Annotated in this window: 17 protein-coding genes and 1 pseudogene; 16 read left to right on the forward strand and 2 right to left on the reverse strand. The window is 59.1% G+C overall.

The window, feature by feature from the left end:
- The 5 genes and pseudogenes from ACQKPC_RS28185 to ACQKPC_RS28205 all read left to right on the forward strand — a co-directional run.
- Nucleotides 1-99, forward strand: a pseudogene (locus tag ACQKPC_RS28185) (hypothetical protein); the annotation flags it as partial.
- A gap of 33 nt (nt 100-132) precedes the next feature.
- On the forward strand, nt 133-408 hold the full coding sequence (gene rpmA, locus ACQKPC_RS28190; protein WP_007901871.1) for a 50S ribosomal protein L27: 276 nt from the start codon (nt 133-135) through the stop codon (nt 406-408).
- Between the two features lie 193 nt (nt 409-601).
- Complete coding sequence (gene cgtA / locus ACQKPC_RS28195; protein ID WP_007901876.1) at nt 602-1825, forward strand: Obg family GTPase CgtA; 1224 nt, start codon at nt 602-604, stop codon at nt 1823-1825.
- Nucleotides 1826-1948: 123 nt separating this feature from the next.
- Nucleotides 1949-3067 (forward strand): glutamate 5-kinase, encoded by a 1119-nt coding sequence (gene proB / locus ACQKPC_RS28200; protein WP_032830120.1) that lies wholly within the window; start codon nt 1949-1951, stop codon nt 3065-3067.
- Between the two features lie 12 nt (nt 3068-3079).
- Nucleotides 3080-3544, forward strand: a complete 465-nt coding sequence (locus ACQKPC_RS28205) for a CreA family protein (RefSeq protein WP_063342478.1) — start codon at nt 3080-3082, stop codon at nt 3542-3544.
- Between the two features lie 183 nt (nt 3545-3727).
- Here the strand turns inward: ACQKPC_RS28205 and rpsT are convergent, their stop codons facing one another.
- Nucleotides 3728-4006, reverse strand: a complete 279-nt coding sequence (gene rpsT / locus ACQKPC_RS28210) for a 30S ribosomal protein S20 (RefSeq protein WP_007901883.1) — start codon at nt 4004-4006, stop codon at nt 3728-3730.
- Between the two features lie 252 nt (nt 4007-4258).
- Between rpsT and murJ the strand changes: the two genes are divergently transcribed.
- From murJ to ispH, 6 genes are all read left to right on the forward strand, one after another.
- Nucleotides 4259-5797 carry a murein biosynthesis integral membrane protein MurJ gene (gene murJ, locus ACQKPC_RS28215; RefSeq protein WP_427627899.1) on the forward strand — a complete coding sequence of 513 codons (1539 nt, stop codon included), beginning with the start codon at nt 4259-4261 and terminating at the stop codon, nt 5795-5797.
- A 129-nt stretch (nt 5798-5926) separates the two neighbouring features.
- On the forward strand, nt 5927-6877 hold the full coding sequence (gene ribF / locus ACQKPC_RS28220; RefSeq protein ID WP_427627901.1) for a bifunctional riboflavin kinase/FAD synthetase: 951 nt from the start codon (nt 5927-5929) through the stop codon (nt 6875-6877).
- Nucleotides 6878-9709 (forward strand): isoleucine--tRNA ligase, encoded by a 2832-nt coding sequence (gene ileS, locus ACQKPC_RS28225; protein ID WP_427627903.1) that lies wholly within the window; start codon nt 6878-6880, stop codon nt 9707-9709.
- Entirely contained in the window at nt 9702-10214 is a 513-nt protein-coding gene (gene lspA, locus ACQKPC_RS28230; RefSeq protein WP_007901890.1) for a signal peptidase II, read from the forward strand. Before ileS ends, lspA begins: the two co-directional genes overlap by 8 nt.
- Before the next feature lie 7 nt (nt 10215-10221).
- Nucleotides 10222-10659: an FKBP-type peptidyl-prolyl cis-trans isomerase gene (fkpB, locus tag ACQKPC_RS28235; RefSeq protein WP_427627920.1), complete on the forward strand. Its 438-nt coding sequence runs from the start codon at nt 10222-10224 to the stop codon at nt 10657-10659.
- Nucleotides 10660-10851: 192 nt separating this feature from the next.
- Nucleotides 10852-11799: a 4-hydroxy-3-methylbut-2-enyl diphosphate reductase gene (gene ispH / locus ACQKPC_RS28240; RefSeq protein WP_007901894.1), complete on the forward strand. Its 948-nt coding sequence runs from the start codon at nt 10852-10854 to the stop codon at nt 11797-11799.
- Here the strand turns inward: ispH and ACQKPC_RS28245 are convergent.
- Nucleotides 11776-12324, reverse strand: a complete 549-nt coding sequence (locus ACQKPC_RS28245) for a GspH/FimT family pseudopilin (protein WP_427627906.1) — start codon at nt 12322-12324, stop codon at nt 11776-11778. The genes ispH and ACQKPC_RS28245 overlap by 24 nt on opposite strands.
- Before the next feature lie 131 nt (nt 12325-12455).
- Between ACQKPC_RS28245 and ACQKPC_RS28250 the strand changes: the two genes are divergently transcribed.
- From ACQKPC_RS28250 to ACQKPC_RS28270, 5 genes are read left to right on the forward strand one after another with little or no spacing between them, the layout of a single operon-like run.
- Entirely contained in the window at nt 12456-12929 is a 474-nt protein-coding gene (locus ACQKPC_RS28250; RefSeq protein WP_008068412.1) for a GspH/FimT family pseudopilin, read from the forward strand.
- On the forward strand, nt 12926-13375 hold the full coding sequence (gene pilV / locus ACQKPC_RS28255; protein WP_305446957.1) for a type IV pilus modification protein PilV: 450 nt from the start codon (nt 12926-12928) through the stop codon (nt 13373-13375). Before ACQKPC_RS28250 ends, pilV begins: the two co-directional genes overlap by 4 nt.
- Nucleotides 13372-14085 (forward strand): PilW family protein, encoded by a 714-nt coding sequence (locus tag ACQKPC_RS28260; RefSeq protein ID WP_427627908.1) that lies wholly within the window; start codon nt 13372-13374, stop codon nt 14083-14085. Before pilV ends, ACQKPC_RS28260 begins: the two co-directional genes overlap by 4 nt.
- An 11-nt stretch (nt 14086-14096) precedes the next feature.
- On the forward strand, nt 14097-14576 hold the full coding sequence (locus tag ACQKPC_RS28265; protein ID WP_427627910.1) for a pilus assembly PilX family protein: 480 nt from the start codon (nt 14097-14099) through the stop codon (nt 14574-14576).
- Nucleotides 14563-17685, forward strand: coding sequence for a pilus assembly protein (locus ACQKPC_RS28270; RefSeq protein WP_427627912.1), 3123 nt, complete (start codon nt 14563-14565; stop codon nt 17683-17685). The genes ACQKPC_RS28265 and ACQKPC_RS28270 overlap by 14 nt, the downstream gene beginning before the upstream one ends.
- Nucleotide 17686 lies beyond the last annotated feature (1 nt).

Raw genomic sequence — 17686 nt, forward strand, 5'->3', positions numbered from 1 at the left:
CAACGTTTGCGCGTGCTGCTGCAGCGCAACGCGGGCGCCGCCCAATGGCTGACGATCATCGGCGTACATCTGGAAACCGCGCTGTGGATCGGCTTAATTTCAGCCTAATTCCTCACTAGGAGAATTGAACTCATGGCACACAAAAAAGCTGGTGGTAGTACCCGTAACGGTCGCGACTCAGAAGCCAAACGCCTTGGCGTGAAGATGTATGGCGGCCAGGTTATCATTCCGGGCAACATCATCGTGCGTCAGCGCGGCACCCAATTCCACGCTGGCTACGGCGTTGGCATGGGCAAAGATCACACTCTGTTCGCTAAAATCGACGGCGTGATCAAGTTCGAAGTAAAAGGCGCCTTCGGTCGTCGTTACGTAAGCATTGTCCCGAAGACTGACGTCGTCGCGGCATAATTACGTAGTTGCTGGAAAAGCCCTGTCTTGCGACGGGGCTTTTTCGTTTGTGGGGTGAGTCTCTTGCAAAGCTGTTTGTGATGGGCTCCAGCGCTGTATTGGCGGTCGTTGATTGAGGTCGCTGCGCTCATTTTTGCAAGAGTCTTATGTCTAGGTTTTTTCGGCTCGTCCGTATGGCGAGAGGCGTTTTGTTATGAAGTTTGTTGATGAAGTATCGATTCGAGTAAAGGCCGGGGACGGCGGCAACGGTTGCATGAGCTTCCGTCGCGAAAAATTCATTGAAAACGGCGGCCCGAACGGCGGTGATGGTGGTGATGGCGGCTCGGTCTACATGGTCGCCGACGAAAACCTCAACACCCTGGTGGACTACCGTTACACCCGGCACTTCGATGCCGAGCGTGGTTCCAACGGCGGCAGCACTGACTGCACCGGCAAGAAAGGTGAGGAGCTGGTGCTGCGCGTTCCAGTTGGCACTACCGTTATCGATTCCGCGACTCAGGAAGTGATCGGCGACTTGACCAAGGCTGGCCAGCGTCTGTTGGTGGCTCATGGTGGCTGGCACGGTCTGGGTAACACTCGTTTCAAATCCAGCACCAACCGGGCGCCGCGCCAGACCACGCCGGGCAAACCGGGTGAGCAGCGCGACCTGAAACTGGAAATGAAGGTGTTGGCGGACGTCGGTCTGCTCGGTTTGCCGAACGCCGGCAAAAGTACCTTTATTCGCTCGGTATCGGCCGCCAAGCCGAAAGTCGCCGACTACCCGTTCACCACTCTGGTGCCAAACCTGGGTGTGGTCAGCGTAGATCGCTGGAAAAGCTTCGTGGTGGCGGACATTCCGGGTCTGATCGAAGGTGCTTCCGACGGCGCGGGCCTGGGGATTCGTTTTCTCAAGCACTTGTCGCGTACCCGTCTGCTGCTGCACCTCGTCGACATGGCGCCGCTGGATGACACCAGTGCTCCGGATGCCGCTGAAGTAATCGTCAGCGAGCTGACCAAGTTCAGCCCGTCCCTGGCTGAGCGTGATCGCTGGCTGGTGCTGAACAAGTGCGACCAGATCCTTGAAGAAGAGCACGACGCTCGCGTCAAGGAAATCGTTGATCGTCTGGAGTGGACCGGTCCGGTCTACGTGATCTCCGCGATCGCCAAGCAAGGCACCGAGCGTCTTTGTCATGACATCATGCGTTACCTGGAAGATCGTGCCGATCGTCTGGCTAATGACCCGGCCTACAAGGAAGAGCTGGCCGAGCTCGATCAGCGTATCGAAGACGAAGCGCGCGCCCAGCTGCAGGCGCTGGACGATCAGCGTGCCCTGCGCCGCAGTGGCGTGAAGTCGGTTCATGACATCGGTGACGACGATTGGGACGAAGAAGATGTGGATGACGAAGACGGTCCGGAAATCATTTACGTGCGTGACTGATTCGTTGCGATAAACTTAAGCGCCGCTCACTAGAGCGGCGTTTTAGTATCTGGAAATCGGTAGTCACGAATAACGTTACGGGCAGCGCTGGGTCGTGCTGTCCTCAAGCTAAGGTTGAAGATGATGCGGAGCAAGGTGACAGGTGCGCAGCGTTGGGTCGTGAAGATCGGCAGCGCTTTGCTGACGGCGGACGGCAAAGGCCTGGATCGCGCGGCAATGGGTGTCTGGGTCGAACAGATGGTTGCCCTGCACGAGGCGGGTGTTGAGCTGGTGCTGGTGTCCTCCGGGGCAGTGGCGGCGGGTATGAGCCGCTTGGGCTGGACTGTACGACCCAGTGCAATGCACGAGTTGCAGGCCGCTGCCGCCATCGGTCAGATGGGGTTGGTGCAGGCCTGGGAGTCGAGCTTCGCCGAGCATGGCCGGCATACCGCGCAGATTCTCCTGACTCACGACGATTTGTCCGACCGCAAGCGCTACCTGAACGCTCGCAGTACCTTGCGCGCGCTGGTCGAGCTCAAGGTGATCCCGGTGATCAACGAGAACGACACCGTGGTCACTGACGAAATCCGTTTCGGCGACAACGACACGTTGGCAGCGTTGGTGGCGAATCTGGTTGAAGCTGATTTGCTGGTGATCCTCACCGATCGCGACGGCATGTTCGACGCCGATCCGCGCAACAATCCCGATGCCAAGCTGATTTACGAGGCGCGTGCCGATGATCCGGCGCTGGATGCGGTGGCTGGCAGCACGGGCGGTGCACTGGGGCGTGGCGGAATGCAGACCAAGTTGCGCGCTGCGCGTCTGGCGGCGCGTTCCGGTGCGCACACCATCATTGTCGGCGGGCGCATTGATCGCGTGCTGGATCGTCTCAAGGCTGGCGAGCGCATCGGTACCTTGTTGTCACCTGAGCGCGGCATGCTGGCGGCGCGTAAGCAGTGGTTGGCCGGGCATCTGCAAACCCGCGGCACGCTGGTGCTGGATGCAGGGGCGGTGACGGCGTTGTCCCAGGGCAATAAAAGTTTGCTGCCGGTGGGCGTCAAACTGGTCCAGGGCAGTTTCCGTCGCGGCGAAATGGTGGTCTGCGTGGCGCCGGACGGTCGTGAAATCGCCCGTGGCCTGGCTAACTACAGTGCTCTGGAAGCGCAAAAAATCATCGGTCAGTCGTCTGAGGCGATTGTCGGTCTGCTGGGTTACATGGCGGAGCCGGAACTGGTTCACCGCGATAACCTGATTCTGGTCTGAAGGAATACCTGAATGCGTGTGGCAAAAGGATTATTGGGCTTGTTGTTGGCGATGCCGCTGTTGGCTTCGGCTGATGAAATTGGCCAGGTGTCGACGGTGTTCAAGTTCGTCGGCCCGAACGACCGTATCGTTGTCGAGGCGTTTGATGATCCGAAAGTTGAGGGCGTGACTTGCTACCTGTCACGCGCCAAGACTGGTGGGGTAAAGGGTGGGCTGGGTCTGGCGGAGGATCGCGCTGAAGCGTCTATTGCGTGCCGTCAGGTCGGGCCGATCAACTTTAAGGGTGAGCTCAAGGATGGCGAGGAGGTGTTCAAGGAGCGCACGTCCCTGGTGTTCAAGACCATGCAAGTGGTGCGATTCCTCGACAAGAAGCGCAATACGCTGGTGTATCTGGTCTACAGCGATCGCTTGATCGAGGGTAGCCCGCAGAATGCGGTGACGGCGATTCCGATTTTGCCGTGGGCGCACGCTCAATAATCTAGCGAAGATCCAAATGTGGGGGCGGGCTTGCTCGCGAAGACTGGCTGACATTCAGCATCTATGTTGACTGTTACGCCGCCTTCGCGAGCAAGCCCGCCCCCACTTTTTTTGCGTGGTGTTTGCCAAATCGCAGGCAATAAAAAACCGACCCTGAGGTCGGTTTTTTAATGAGCGTGTCGCTTAGGCAGCAGCGGCAACGTTCAGGGCCTTTACGTGGCCATTCAGGCGGCTCTTATGACGAGCAGCTTTGTTCTTGTGGATGATGCCTTTATCGGCCATACGGTCGATAACTGGCACAGCCAGAACGTAAGCAGCTTGAGCTTTGGCAGCGTCTTTTGCGTCGATGGCCTTAACTACATTCTTGATGTAGGTACGAACCATGGAACGCAGGCTGGCGTTGTGGCTGCGACGCTTCTCAGCCTGTTTTGCACGTTTTTTGGCGGAAGGTGTGTTGGCCACCGTCGAGCTCCTCGAAAGACTTTTTAGGAAATAGCAAACAAAATAGGCCGCGAATCATGCCGATGAGTTGATGTCTTGTCAAGGGCGGTTGAGACGATCCGCTAAGTGGCAGGTATAGAGCGCCGGGATATTTCTTTCCGGCGTGCGACCTGTAAACTCGCGAGCTTTGGCTCTGTGCTGTTGCGGCGCGGAGTATCGCATAAGTGGGCGCGTTGTTCGCCTGCTGTTTATCGACAGGCAAAAACTCTTTCAATGAATCTGCTCAAATCGTTGGCCGCTGTCAGCTCTATCACGATGGTTTCCCGGGTGTTGGGGTTCGTTCGCGACACCCTTATCGCTCGCGCATTTGGTGCGGGAATGGCGACTGACGCCTTCTTTATCGCCTTCAAACTGCCCAATCTGCTGCGGCGGATCTTCGCTGAGGGAGCATTTTCCCAGGCGTTCGTGCCGATTCTCGCCGAATATAAAAGCCAGAAGGGCGAGGAGGCGACACGTACCTTCATTGCCTACGTCTCGGGCCTGCTGACGCTGGTACTGGCGCTGGTCACCGCGTTGGGCATGCTCGCCGCGCCCTGGGTTATCTGGGCCACGGCACCGGGTTTCGTCACTACCCCGGAAAAATTCGAGCTGACCACCGATCTGCTGCGGGTCACTTTTCCTTATATATTGCTGATCTCCCTGTCTTCATTGGCCGGCGCGATCCTCAATACCTGGAACCGCTTCTCGGTCCCGGCCTTCGTGCCGACCCTGCTCAATGTCAGCATGATCATCTTTGCGGTGTTCCTGACGCCGTATTTCGATCCGCCGGTCATGGCGCTGGGTTGGGCCGTTCTGGTAGGTGGTCTGGCTCAGTTGCTGTTTCAACTGCCGCACCTGAAGAAGATCGGCATGTTGGTGCTGCCGCGCCTGAGTCTGCGCGATAGCGGTGTCTGGCGGGTCATGAAGCAGATGCTGCCAGCGATCATCGGCGTTTCGGTGAGCCAGATTTCGCTGATCATCAACACCATATTTGCTTCGTTTCTGGTGGCGGGCTCCGTTTCCTGGATGTATTACGCCGATCGCCTGATGGAATTGCCATCCGGTGTGCTGGGTGTGGCACTGGGCACGATTCTGCTGCCGACCCTGGCCAGGACCTATGCCAGCCAGGATCGCCACGAATACTCGCGGATCCTCGATTGGGGGCTGCGCCTGTGCTTCATGCTGGTATTACCGTGCGCTCTGGCGCTGGGGATTCTGGCTGAGCCGCTGACGGTTTCGTTGTTCCAGTACGGCCAATTCAGCGCGCTCGATGCGGCCATGACCCAGCGCGCGTTGATTGCCTATTCCGTCGGCTTGCTGGGGATTATCGTGATCAAAGTGCTGGCGCCAGGCTTTTATGCGCAACAAAACATCCGGACCCCGGTAAAAATCGCGATTTTCACCCTGATAGTCACTCAGCTGTTCAACCTGGTGTTGATCGGTCCGCTGGCTCATGCCGGTCTGGCCCTGGCCATCAGCGCGGGGGCCTGCATCAATGCCGGGCTGTTGTTCTATCAGTTGCGCAAGCAGCAGATGTATCAGCCGCAACCGGGCTGGGCGAAGTTCGGTCTCAAACTGCTGGTGGCGGTGGCGGTGATGTCCGCGGTATTGCTGGGCGCAATGCACTTCATGCCGGCTTGGGCGGAAGGGCATATGCTAGAGCGTTTGCTGCGTCTGGGTGCATTGGTGATCGCTGGCGTGGTGGTCTATTTCGGCATGTTGCTGTTGATGGGCTTCCGTTTGCGCGACTTCAATCGCAAGGCTTTGAACTGAGGCTTTTGTCTCGATAAACACGGGCGGGCCGACGGTTTTGTCGGCTCGATCACTTTGGGTTACGGTGTTGCCTGTCGTCGGCCGCCGGGTGTGGTTATAATCGACCACTTTATGAGCAAGAAGCGCGTTATGCAGCTGGTTCGAGGCCTCCACAACCTGCGCCCCCAGCATCGGGGCTGTGTCGCCACTATTGGCAACTTTGACGGTGTTCACCGTGGTCACCAGGCTATCCTGGCCCGGCTGCGTGAGCGTGCGCTCGAGTTGGGCGTGCCCAGCTGCGTGGTGATTTTTGAGCCGCAGCCGCGAGAATTCTTCGCCCCGGACACCGCCCCGGCCCGTCTGGCCCGCTTGCGGGACAAACTGCAGCTGCTGGCCGAAGAGGGCGTCGACCGGGTGCTGTGCCTGGCGTTCAATCAGCGCCTGAGCAAACTCAGCGCCAGCGAATTCGTCGATACTATTCTGGTGGACGGCCTCGGCGTGCAGCATCTGGAGGTCGGCGACGATTTCCGTTTCGGCTGCGACCGGCTAGGGGATTTCGATTTCCTGCAACAGGCTGGCGTCCTTCAGGGGTTTACCGTCGAAGCGGCGCAGACCGTTGTGCTGGACGGCATTCGTGTCAGCAGCACTCAGGTGCGTAACGCCCTGGCCGCTGCCGATTTTGCCTTGGCCGAGCGGCTGCTCGGTCGTCCGTACCGGATTGCCGGGCGAGTCCTGCATGGCCAGAAGCTGGCGCGCCAGCTCGGTACGCCGACCGCCAACATACAACTCAAGCGTCGTCGTGTACCGCTGTCCGGGGTTTATCTGGTCAACGTCGACATCGACGGCAAGACCTGGCCAGGCGTCGCCAATATCGGCGTGCGGCCAACGGTCCAAGGTGATGGCAAAGCCCACCTGGAAGTACACCTTTTAGATTTTGCCGGCGATCTGTATGACCGGCGTTTGACGGTGGTTTTCCACCACAAGCTGCGTGAAGAGCAGCGTTTCGCCTCTCTGGAGGCGCTTAAGACGGCGATCAATGCGGATGTCGCCGCCGCCCGTGCCCTGTCGCACCTAGCGCCAATCGCTAATGAAGAGCCTTAAATGACCGACTATAAAGCCACGCTAAACCTTCCGGACACCGCCTTCCCAATGAAGGCCGGCCTGCCTCAGCGCGAACCGCAGATTCTGCAGCGCTGGGACAGCATTGGCCTGTACGGTAAGTTGCGCGAGATTGGCAAGGATCGTCCGAAGTTCGTACTTCACGATGGTCCTCCGTACGCCAACGGCACGATTCATATCGGTCATGCGCTGAACAAGATTCTCAAGGACATGATCATCCGCTCGAAAACCCTGTCGGGTTTCGACGCGCCTTATGTGCCGGGCTGGGACTGCCACGGTCTACCGATCGAACACAAAGTCGAAGTGACCCACGGCAAGAACCTGGGCGCGGACAAAACCCGCGAACTGTGCCGTGCCTACGCCACCGAGCAGATCGAAGGCCAGAAGTCCGAATTCATCCGTCTGGGCGTGTTGGGCGATTTCGCCAACCCGTACAAAACCATGGACTTCAAAAACGAGGCCGGTGAAATCCGCGCCCTGGCGGAAATCGTCAAGGGTGGCTTCGTGTTCAAGGGCCTGAAGCCTGTGAACTGGTGCTTTGACTGCGGTTCGGCCCTGGCTGAAGCGGAAGTCGAGTACGAGAACAAGAAATCCGCGACCATCGACGTGGCCTTCCCGATCGCCGACGAAGCCAAACTGGCTGCCGCGTTCGGTCTGCCATCGCTGGGCAAACCTGCTTCGATCGTGATCTGGACCACCACCCCGTGGACCATCCCGGCCAACCAGGCGTTGAACGTTCACCCGGAATTCAACTACGCACTGGTCGACGTCGGCGGCAAACTGCTGGTGCTGGCTGAAGAGCTGGTCGAGTCGTGCCTGGCCCGCTACAGCCTGGAAGGTTCGGTCATTGCGACCACCACCGGTAAAGAACTGGAACTGATCAACTTCCGTCACCCGTTCTACGATCGTCTGTCGCCGGTTTACCTGGCTGAATACGTCGAACTGGGCGCGGGCACCGGTGTGGTTCACTCCTCGCCAGCCTACGGCGTAGATGACTTCGTGACCTGCAAAAAGTACGGCATGGTCAACGATGACATCATCAATCCGGTTCAAAGCAACGGCGTTTACGTACCGTCGCTGGAATTCTTCGGCGGTCAGTTCATCTGGAAGGCCAACCCGGCCATCGTCGACAAGTTGACCGAAGTCGGTGCGTTGCTGCACACCAGCATCATCGAACACAGCTACATGCACTGCTGGCGTCACAAGACTCCGCTGATCTACCGCGCCACCGCGCAGTGGTTCATCGGCATGGACAAAGAGCCTGTGACCGGCGACACCCTGCGCAAGCGGGCGATCAAAGCCATCGAAGAGACCAGGTTCGTTCCGGCCTGGGGCCAGGCGCGTCTGCACTCGATGATCGCCAACCGTCCGGACTGGTGCATTTCCCGTCAGCGCAACTGGGGCGTGCCGATCCCGTTCTTCCTGAACAAGGAAAGCGGCGAGCTGCACCCACGCACTGTCGAACTGATGGAAATCGTTGCCCAGCGCGTCGAAGTCGAAGGCATCGAAGCCTGGTTCAAGATGGACGCCGCCGAGTTGCTCGGTGAAGAAGCGCCGCTGTACGACAAGATCAGCGACACCCTGGACGTCTGGTTCGACTCGGGCACCACGCACTGGCACGTCCTGCGCGGCTCGCACTCGATGGGCCACGAGACCGGTCCACGCGCCGACCTGTACCTGGAAGGTTCGGACCAACACCGCGGCTGGTTCCACTCGTCGTTGCTGACCGGTTGCGCCATCGACGACCACGCCCCGTACCGCGAGCTGCTGACCCACGGTTTCACCGTCGACGAGTCCGGCCGCAAAATGTCCAAGTCTTTGGGCAACGTGATCGCGCCGCAGAAGGTCAATGACACCTTGGGCGCCGATATCATGCGTCTGTGGGTTGCTTCTACCGACTACTCGGGTGAAATGGCGGTTTCCGAGCAGATCCTGCAACGCAGTGCGGACGCCTATCGGCGCATCCGTAACACCGCGCGCTTCTTGCTTTCCAACCTGACCGGTTTCAACCCGGCCACCGACATCCTGCCGGCCGAAGAAATGCTGGCGCTGGACCGTTGGGCCGTGGATCGCACCCTGCTGCTGCAACGCGAGCTGCAAGAGCACTACGGCGAATACCGCTTCTGGAACGTCTACTCCAAGATCCACAACTTCTGCGTGCAGGAGCTGGGTGGTTTCTACCTCGACATCATCAAGGACCGTCAGTACACCACTGGCGCCAACAGCAAGGCCCGTCGTTCGGCGCAAACCGCGCTGTACCACATCAGCGAAGCGCTGGTGCGCTGGATCGCGCCGATCCTGGCGTTCACCGCCGACGAGCTGTGGCAGTACCTGCCGGGCGAGCGTAACGAGTCTGTGATGCTCAACACCTGGTACGAAGGCCTGACCGAATTGCCGGAAGGCTTCGAGCTGGACCGCGCCTACTGGGAGCGGATCATGGCGGTGAAGGTGGCGGTCAACAAGGAAATGGAGATCCAGCGCGCGGCCAAGGCCGTCGGTGGCAACCTGCAAGCCGAAGTGACGCTGTTCGCCGAAGACGCGCTGAGCGCCGATCTGGCCAAGCTGAGCAACGAACTGCGCTTCGTGTTGATTACCTCGACTGCCACCGTTGCACCGTTCGTGCAGGCTCCGGCAGACGCGGTGGTCACCGAAGTCGGCGGCCTGAAGCTCAAAGTGGTCAAGTCGAGCCATGCCAAGTGCGCCCGTTGCTGGCACTGCCGTGAAGACGTCGGCGTGAACCCGGAGCATCCGGAAATCTGCGGTCGTTGCGTCGACAACATCAGCGGCGCTGGCGAGGTTCGTCACTATGCCTAATGCCGTTGGCCGTTTCGGACGGCTGAGCTGGCTCTGGTTGAGTTTGCTGGTCCTGGTCATCGACCAGGCCAGCAAGTTCTACTTCGAAGGCTCGCTGAGCATGTACCAGCAAATCGTGGTGATCCCCGATTACTTCAGCTGGACCCTGGCCTACAACACCGGCGCGGCGTTCAGTTTCCTGGCTGACAGCTCGGGTTGGCAGCGCTGGCTGTTCGCCCTGATCGCGGTGGTGGTCAGTGCGGTGCTGGTAGTCTGGCTCAAGCGCCTGGGGCGCAACGAAACCTGGCTGGCAGTCGCCTTGGCGCTGGTGCTGGGTGGCGCGCTGGGTAACCTGTACGATCGCATTGCCTTGGGCCATGTGATCGATTTCATTCTGGTGCATTGGCAGAACCGCTGGTATTTCCCGGCATTCAACTTTGCCGACAGTGCAATTTCTGTCGGTGCCGTGATGCTTGCACTGGATATGTTCAAAAGTAAAAAGACCGGAGAAACCGTTCATGACTGAACAGGTATTGGCTGAGCAACGCATTGGCCAGAACACGGAAGTCACCTTGCACTTTGCGTTGCGCCTGGAGAACGGCGACACCGTCGACAGTACCTTCGACAAAGCCCCGGCGACCTTCAAGGTTGGCGACGGCAGCCTGTTGCCAGGTTTCGAAGCCGCGCTGTTCGGCTTCAAGGCCGGCGACAAACGCACCCTGAACATCGAGCCGGAAAACGCCTTTGGTCAGCCGAACCCGCAAAACGTGCAGATCATCCCGCGCTCGCAGTTCAAGGATATGGAACTGTCGCCTGGCTTGCTGGTGATCTTCAACGATGCGGCCAATACTGAGTTGCCCGGTGTGGTGAAAGAATTCGATGACACGCAAGTGACCATCGACTTCAACCACCCGCTGGCCGGTAAAACCTTGACCTTTGACGTCGAGATCATCAACGTCAAAGCGCTGTAACTGACTGAACTCGGTCCAATGTGGGAGCGGGCTCGCTCGCGAAAGCGTCATCACATGTAACATCAATGTCGACTGACACACCGCTTTCGCGAGCAAGCCCGCTCCCACATTAAGATTTTCACTGTTTTCGAGCCCGGTGTTCGAATGACAGGTGGCATTACTATTTCTTGCGCGCAAGACACGAGGCACAGCATGCAAATCAAACTCGCCAATCCCCGTGGCTTCTGCGCCGGTGTGGACCGGGCGATCGAAATCGTCAACCGCGCCCTGGAAGTCTTCGGGCCGCCGATCTACGTGCGCCACGAAGTGGTCCACAACAAATTCGTCGTCGAAGACCTGCGCGCCCGTGGGGCGATCTTCGTTGAAGAGCTGGATCAGGTGCCGGATGACGTGATCGTGATCTTCAGCGCCCATGGCGTTTCCCAGGCCGTGCGTACCGAAGCAGCAGGCCGTGGCCTGAAGGTGTTCGACGCTACCTGCCCGCTGGTGACCAAGGTGCACATCGAAGTCGCGCGTTACAGCCGCGACGGCCGTGAATGCATCCTCATTGGCCATGCCGGCCATCCGGAAGTAGAAGGCACCATGGGCCAGTACGATGGCAGCAATGGTGGCGCGATCTATCTGGTCGAGGACGAGAAAGATGTCGCCGAGCTGCAGGTAAACAACCCTGAAAGACTGGCCTTCGTCACCCAGACCACCCTGTCCATGGACGATACCAGTCGCGTGATCGACGCCCTGCGTACTCGGTTCCCGGCGATCGGCGGTCCGCGCAAGGACGATATCTGCTACGCCACGCAAAACCGTCAGGACGCCGTCAAGCAGCTGGCAGACGAATGCGACGTGGTGCTGGTGGTCGGCAGCCCGAACAGCTCCAACTCCAATCGCCTGCGTGAACTGGCTGAACGCATGGCCACCCCGGCCTATCTGATCGACGGCGCCGAAGACCTGCAAAAGAGCTGGTTCGATGGTGTCGAGCGGATTGGCATCACTGCCGGTGCCTCCGCTCCGGAAGTATTGGTGCGTGGCGTGATCCAGCAGTTGCAGGCTTGGGGTGCCACCGGGGCCGATGAGTTGGCCGGGCGTGAAGAGAACATCACGTTCTCGATGCCTAAAGAGCTACGCGTCCGCTCCCTGCTCTGAGTCTTCTCCTCCCGCGCACAGCGCCTGTTCAGTCTTATCGCTGCGCAGGCTGACGCGTCCGGTCCGGGACAGCACCACCTGGTGCAGGCTGACCGGTTTGCGGCTGGCGCAAATATGTACCGTCCCCGCTTGAAAGGCACCGCTGGGCAACTGCGGTTCGCCCAGGCTGCTGAACTGTACGAAATTCTTGACCGGCCGATTGCCGACAACTGGCACTCGAGCGTCGCTCTGTTGCTCGACCAGCAGCGGATTGCTGCTGTCCTCCGGGCCTTTGCCGCTGACATCCAGAATGATCCGCCAACCCTGGCCCCAGTCGCCGTTGATTCCGTGTATCACCACACTCTGATTGCGTGTGATGGCAGCGGTTCTGGCATTACGCATACCACTGACAATCGACTGCGCCGCCTGTTCTCGATGGTTCGATTCTGTCAGTGCGGCGAACGCCGGACTGACCAACAGCAGAACAATCCCGACAATTGTCAGTCCCATGAGCAGTTCGATCAGGCTGAAACCTTGCTGATGCATGTTATCTCCCTCCCTGGAGTGCTGCGGTCCGCGCGATCCCTGCGCGAGTAATGGCAAAACAACCGTACATCTGTCGGTCGAATGTTCTAGCGTGTAGAAGCAGGTATAGCCGACGGCAACGGAGGGCACCGATGGATCATCGTACAAAAGGTTTCACGCTGATCGAGCTGCTGATCACGCTCGCCGTGTTTCTGATCCTGATCAGCCTGGCTGTTCCGGCGTTTACCCGCTCGGTGCAAAGCACCAAGGCCGACACCGAGATCGGCGACCTGCAACGCGCGCTCAATTTCGCCCGGCTTGAGGCGATTGACCGGGGCCTCACCACCCGGGTTCGCCCGACAGCCGGCGGCAGTGTCTGGACCGGCGAGCTGACCGTTTATGACGGTACCGGCAATCCGGCCAATGTATTGCGGGTTGTTCCAGCGATGAGCAGTGGCGCCACTCTGACGCTAACCTCAGGAGTGACCGCTATTGATTTCAACAATCTGGGCGGTTTGTCGGCGCCGTCCACGGCCGTCGTGATCAGTTATGTACTGGGGGCACAGAGCAGGACGCTGAATGTGTGTTTGAACGGACGAATTCTATTGGGTGGAAGTTGCGGATGAGGGGTTGGAGCAAGCGCGCACAGGAGGGCATGACGCTGATCGAGGTACTGGTCGCGTTGTTGGTTCTGGCCGTAGGGTTATTGGGCGCGGCGGCGATTCAGCTCAATGCGCTGAAGTACACCGACAGCTCGCGGATGACCAGCCAGGCGAGTTTTATCGCCTACGACATGATGGACCGCATTCGCGCCAACTCCGGCGCCGATTACACCGTCACGCCACCGACCTCGGGCAACCTGAGCGTGGCCCGGGATCAGGATCTTTACGATTTCACCACCAACATCGTCAATTTCGGCGGCGCCACGGCGACCGGCAGCATTACCCGAAACCAACGGGTATACACCATCACCATTACCTGGGATGACTCGCGGGCCGCCAATACCGCCGACTCGCGCCGCAGTTTCGTCCTCACCAGTCGCGCCACCGTTGATCCGGCGACGACACCATGATCAGAGCCAGCAAAGGTTTCGGCCTGATCGAGTTACTGATCGCCCTGGCGTTGAGTCTGGTCGTGGTTCTTGGCGTGGCGCAGATCTTCATCGCAGCTAAAAATACCTACGTCAGCCAGAATACCGCCGCCGGCATGCAGGAAGATGCACGGTTCGTCTTGAGCAAGATGATTCAGGAAATCCGCATGGTCGGCATGTTCGGTTGCCTGGGCACGATTATCGACGCCAGCTCGGCAGGGAATTTCAATGCCAGTCAGATCACGCCGATCAGTTGGGACAATGCCAACCTCAAATTAACGCTTGTCACCGCCGATGTCGGCGGCAGTGGCGGGGTGCCGACCTGGACGGTGGTTTCGGACTGTCGCAACACTGCAACGGCCTACTCCGGCCTACGAACGACAACATCCGGGCAGTTGGCATTTCCGATCCGGCGGCTGATCTACAGCTTCAGCAACAATCAACTGCTGATGGGCTCTGGTGCCGGCACGCCGACGCAGCAGGTGCTGGTGAACAATGTCAGTGCCTTCAAGGTGAGCTTCGGCCTCGCGAGCTCCGCCACGGATACGGCTGCCTCCAGCTACAGCAGCAACCCATCCGATCCGGCACGAATCCGAAGTGTGCGACTGACGCTGACACTGACCGACCCGAACCACCGGGTCAGCGATCAAACCTTCAACGTGGTTGCCGCCTTGCGCAACCGGTTGCCATGAGGGGAGAGCCGATGAGTATTGCTCCCATGACCCCTCACGCCCAGCGCGGCATGGCGCTGCTGGTCAGCCTGGTGTTTCTCCTGGTGCTGACGTTGATCGGGCTTTCATCAATGCAGAGCGCCACGTTGCAGGAAAAAATGGCCAGCAGCGTGATCCTGCGCAATCAGTCGTTCCAGGGCGCAGAAGCGGCATTGCGTATTGGCGAAAGCGCGGTGCAACTCAACACCTATTCATTGCCGGTCTGCAGCGGTACCAGCCAATGCGCACCTCCGGCCGAAGCGTCGGTCATTACCGCCGCCGGGTTCAACTCCACCTCGGGGGTGACCTGGATCGCCTCCGGCAGCGGCTTTTACGGGGTGCAGAACATCGGCACCACCCTGACGGCCGTGAACGTACCGAGCAACACGTCGACAACGCTGTACCGGGTGACCGCCGTGGGCATCGCGGGCAATTCGCGCAGTGTGGTGGAGAGTATCTATGCGAAGTACTGAGGCACGCACAGGCTGGCGCCGTTGGTTGTTGCAGTTGTTCTGCGGCGCGGCGTTGAGCCTTTATCTGGCAGCACCGACTTACGCCTTCACACCCTCGGATTCGCCGCTGTTGAACGCCGCCGCCGTGGCGCCCAATGTGATGCTGTTGCTCGACGACTCGAAGAGTATGAACAGCATTATCTGGGCGGCAGGCTTCGATCCGACGGTCGCACGTGCCCCGGTGACTATTTGCCTCTCCAATGGTTCGTGCAACAAAGGCCGTGAGCTTGGCATGGCCGATGGCAATATTCCCTTGTCGAGTTTGACTCATGGAACATGCACGAAGGACGGATGGTACGGTTTTTATAAGAACAGCCTTCTCGGTCTGGAGTCGCTTTGCCTCAAGCTTCCCGATCCGGTGGGGAGCGAAGACACGCTCTATACGGCGAATTACTTGTCCTATCTGATAAGCCTGGCCAACAACTCCGACCGGGATTTCACCGATGGCTCGATTCCCAATGACTACCGGATGAATGTAGCGCGCAACGTTTCCAAGGCGTTGGTGGCCAGCAACCGCTCGCTGCGCATCGGTCTGTCGACGTTCAACCTGGCGGTCGGCAACCATAAGAATGACGGCGGTTATATCGTTCGTTCGGTCAGCGATTTGTCGGCGGTCAGCGGCACCGTGACCCAGGCTCAGGCCGATGCCAACTACAACGATCTGATCGCCGGAATCGACGAACTGAGCGCGCAGGCGGATACGCCGCTGGCTGAAGCCTATTACGAGATCACCCGCTATTTCCGTGGCATGGCGCCATACAACAACTCGACGCCTACCACCTACACCAGTCCGATTCAGTATCGCTGCCAGAGAAATTACGGCGTAGTAATCACTAGTGGTTTGCCGACCTTCGACCATACCTTTCCGACTGACGATCCGCTGGGTACCAGCAAGTTACCGAACTGGGACGGTATCAGCAGTAACGATGGCGCCAACCCCGTCGGCGACAAAGAGGGTGACACCTTTTATCTGGATGACATCGCCAAGTTCGCCTTCGATATTGACATGCGGTCCACGGGTACCGACATCACAGGAAAAGGCTGGAACGCCCTGGATTTTCCCAAGCAGAACCTCAACACCTATACCGTGGGTTTCACCACGGCAAACCAGATGTTGTCGGATGCCGCCAGCTATGGACAGGGTAAGTACTACCAGGCGACCGACGGTGCGGGGCTCAACAGCGCATTGTCTTCAGCCTTGAGCGACATCACCGCCAAGGCCGGATCAGGTGGCAGCGGCGTTACCAGCGGCACGACCCTGACCAGCAACTCAGCCTACTTCCAGACCACCTACGACCCCAAGGACTGGCGCGGCACCATCAAGTCTTTTGGCTTCACCTCGGCGGGCGCGGTGAACACGGCCGCGGTGCTGTGGACGACCGACACCACCATCGTGCCCGGTGCTACCGTCCCGACCTACCAGTCCTGGAATACCCTGACCAACGCCGTCGTTACCCTGGCCTATAACAATTTCTCTACGGTCCAACAGACTTCCCTCAACCAGAGCCTGCCCGTCGGTATTACCGGCAGCGATCTGGTGGAGTGGAGCAAGGGCACCAACAAAACCGGGTTGAGAGCGCGCAGTGTATTGCTCGGCGATATCATCAATTCGCCTCTCGTACTGGCCGCGCCCACGGACCAAACCGCGTCCGACCTGGTAGGGGATACTACCTACAGCACCTATTTGGCTACCAAAGCCGCCAACATGAATGCCAGCCTGGTGGTGAACGCCAACGACGGTTTTGTAAACGTCATCAACTCGACCAATGGTGTCAGACGCTACGGCTATATGCCCTCCAGTGTGCTGCCATCATTGCGCTACATCGCTGATCCCACTTATATCAACGGTGTGAGCCACAAATATCTGGTCGACGGTCAGGTCGGCGTGTTCGATGCCCAACTCGACAGCGCCTGGAAAACCCTGGCGATTGGTGGAACAGGGGCGGGCGGCAAAACCTTCTATGCGCTGCAGCTGTTCGACGCCTCGGCCGGTAACGTGATTAACGCGTTGTGGGAAATCAGTGCGCCGACCACAGCCAGTACGGCGAACGTTTTCAATGATCTGGGTTATGCCTATGCGCGCCCCGAAGTGGCACGCTTGGCCGATGGTCGCTGGGCCGCGTTTATCTCCAACGGTTATGGCAGCAACTCCGGGGTGGCAGCACTTTATGTGGTGGATATCCGCGACGGCTCGCTGATCAAGAAAATCGTGGTCGACAGTACAGAAACCAACAACGGCCTGTCGTCGGTGAAGCTTCGGGTCAACTCGCAGAATGTGGTGCAGGCCGCCTATGGGGGCGACCTGAAAGGGCGGTTGTGGAAGTTCGATTTGAGCGGCACCACCACCGATACCTGGGGCGTGGCGTTTTCCGGCAAGCCGTTGTTCACCACCGCGGGCGGCGCGACTCAGCCGATCACGGTACAACCGCTGCTCGCCGATCATGCATCGGGCGGCAAGCAAGTGTTGTTCGGCACCGGCAAACTCAATGAGAGCGCCGACAAGACCAATAAGGATCTGCAGGCGTTCTACGCGGTATGGGATGCGGAGGGGGGGGCTGGGCAAATCACCACTTCCAGCTTGCAGGCGCAGGCGGTGACTGGCGTGTTCTCTGGCAGCAGCGGGCAATTCATCACCACCAGCCAGAATGAGGTGACCTACCCGGCAAAGAAAGGCTGGTACTTGCCGCTGGTCTACAACAACGTACTGACGGGGGAGCGGGTGATCAATCAGGCCAGTCTCGTGGCAGGGCGAATCGTTTTTACCACGGCCAGTATGGATACCGTTGACCCCTGTGCCGGCTTCGGCTCCGGCAAACTGGTCGAACTCGATGCGTTCAGCGGTAAGATGCTCAACTATGCGGTGCTCGACACCAATGCTGACGGAGTGGTCGACAGCACTGACACGATTTCCAGCGGGGTGATCTTCACCGGTGGGATCCCGACCCTGAATGCGGTCGTCAATGACGCATCCCGCAAGATTGTGAACGACTCCGGCGGTGGCGTGACCACTCTGGTGGAAAAATCCGGTGGCGGCAGCGGCCGCCGCATCATGTGGCGACAAATACAGTAAG

Source organism: Pseudomonas sp. NPDC089918 (genome assembly GCF_050280605.1).
Lineage (GTDB): Bacteria > Pseudomonadota > Gammaproteobacteria > Pseudomonadales > Pseudomonadaceae > Aquipseudomonas.

Excerpts from the sequence above, each read along its gene's own strand:
- rpmA (WP_007901871.1), top strand. The coding sequence starts at position 133 with ATGGCACACAAAAAAGCTGGTGGTAGTACCCGTAACGGTCGCGACTCA.
- cgtA (WP_007901876.1), top strand. The coding sequence starts at position 602 with ATGAAGTTTGTTGATGAAGTATCGATTCGAGTAAAGGCCGGGGACGGC.
- proB (WP_032830120.1), top strand. The coding sequence starts at position 1,949 with ATGCGGAGCAAGGTGACAGGTGCGCAGCGTTGGGTCGTGAAGATCGGC.
- ACQKPC_RS28205 (WP_063342478.1), top strand. The coding sequence starts at position 3,080 with ATGCGTGTGGCAAAAGGATTATTGGGCTTGTTGTTGGCGATGCCGCTG.
- murJ (WP_427627899.1), top strand. The coding sequence starts at position 4,259 with ATGAATCTGCTCAAATCGTTGGCCGCTGTCAGCTCTATCACGATGGTT.
- ribF (WP_427627901.1), top strand. The coding sequence starts at position 5,927 with ATGCAGCTGGTTCGAGGCCTCCACAACCTGCGCCCCCAGCATCGGGGC.
- ileS (WP_427627903.1), top strand. The coding sequence starts at position 6,878 with ATGACCGACTATAAAGCCACGCTAAACCTTCCGGACACCGCCTTCCCA.
- lspA (WP_007901890.1), top strand. The coding sequence starts at position 9,702 with ATGCCTAATGCCGTTGGCCGTTTCGGACGGCTGAGCTGGCTCTGGTTG.
- ispH (WP_007901894.1), top strand. The coding sequence starts at position 10,852 with ATGCAAATCAAACTCGCCAATCCCCGTGGCTTCTGCGCCGGTGTGGAC.
- ACQKPC_RS28245 (WP_427627906.1), bottom strand. The coding sequence starts at position 12,324 with ATGCATCAGCAAGGTTTCAGCCTGATCGAACTGCTCATGGGACTGACA.
- ACQKPC_RS28250 (WP_008068412.1), top strand. The coding sequence starts at position 12,456 with ATGGATCATCGTACAAAAGGTTTCACGCTGATCGAGCTGCTGATCACG.
- pilV (WP_305446957.1), top strand. The coding sequence starts at position 12,926 with ATGAGGGGTTGGAGCAAGCGCGCACAGGAGGGCATGACGCTGATCGAG.
- ACQKPC_RS28260 (WP_427627908.1), top strand. The coding sequence starts at position 13,372 with ATGATCAGAGCCAGCAAAGGTTTCGGCCTGATCGAGTTACTGATCGCC.
- ACQKPC_RS28265 (WP_427627910.1), top strand. The coding sequence starts at position 14,097 with ATGAGTATTGCTCCCATGACCCCTCACGCCCAGCGCGGCATGGCGCTG.
- ACQKPC_RS28270 (WP_427627912.1), top strand. The coding sequence starts at position 14,563 with ATGCGAAGTACTGAGGCACGCACAGGCTGGCGCCGTTGGTTGTTGCAG.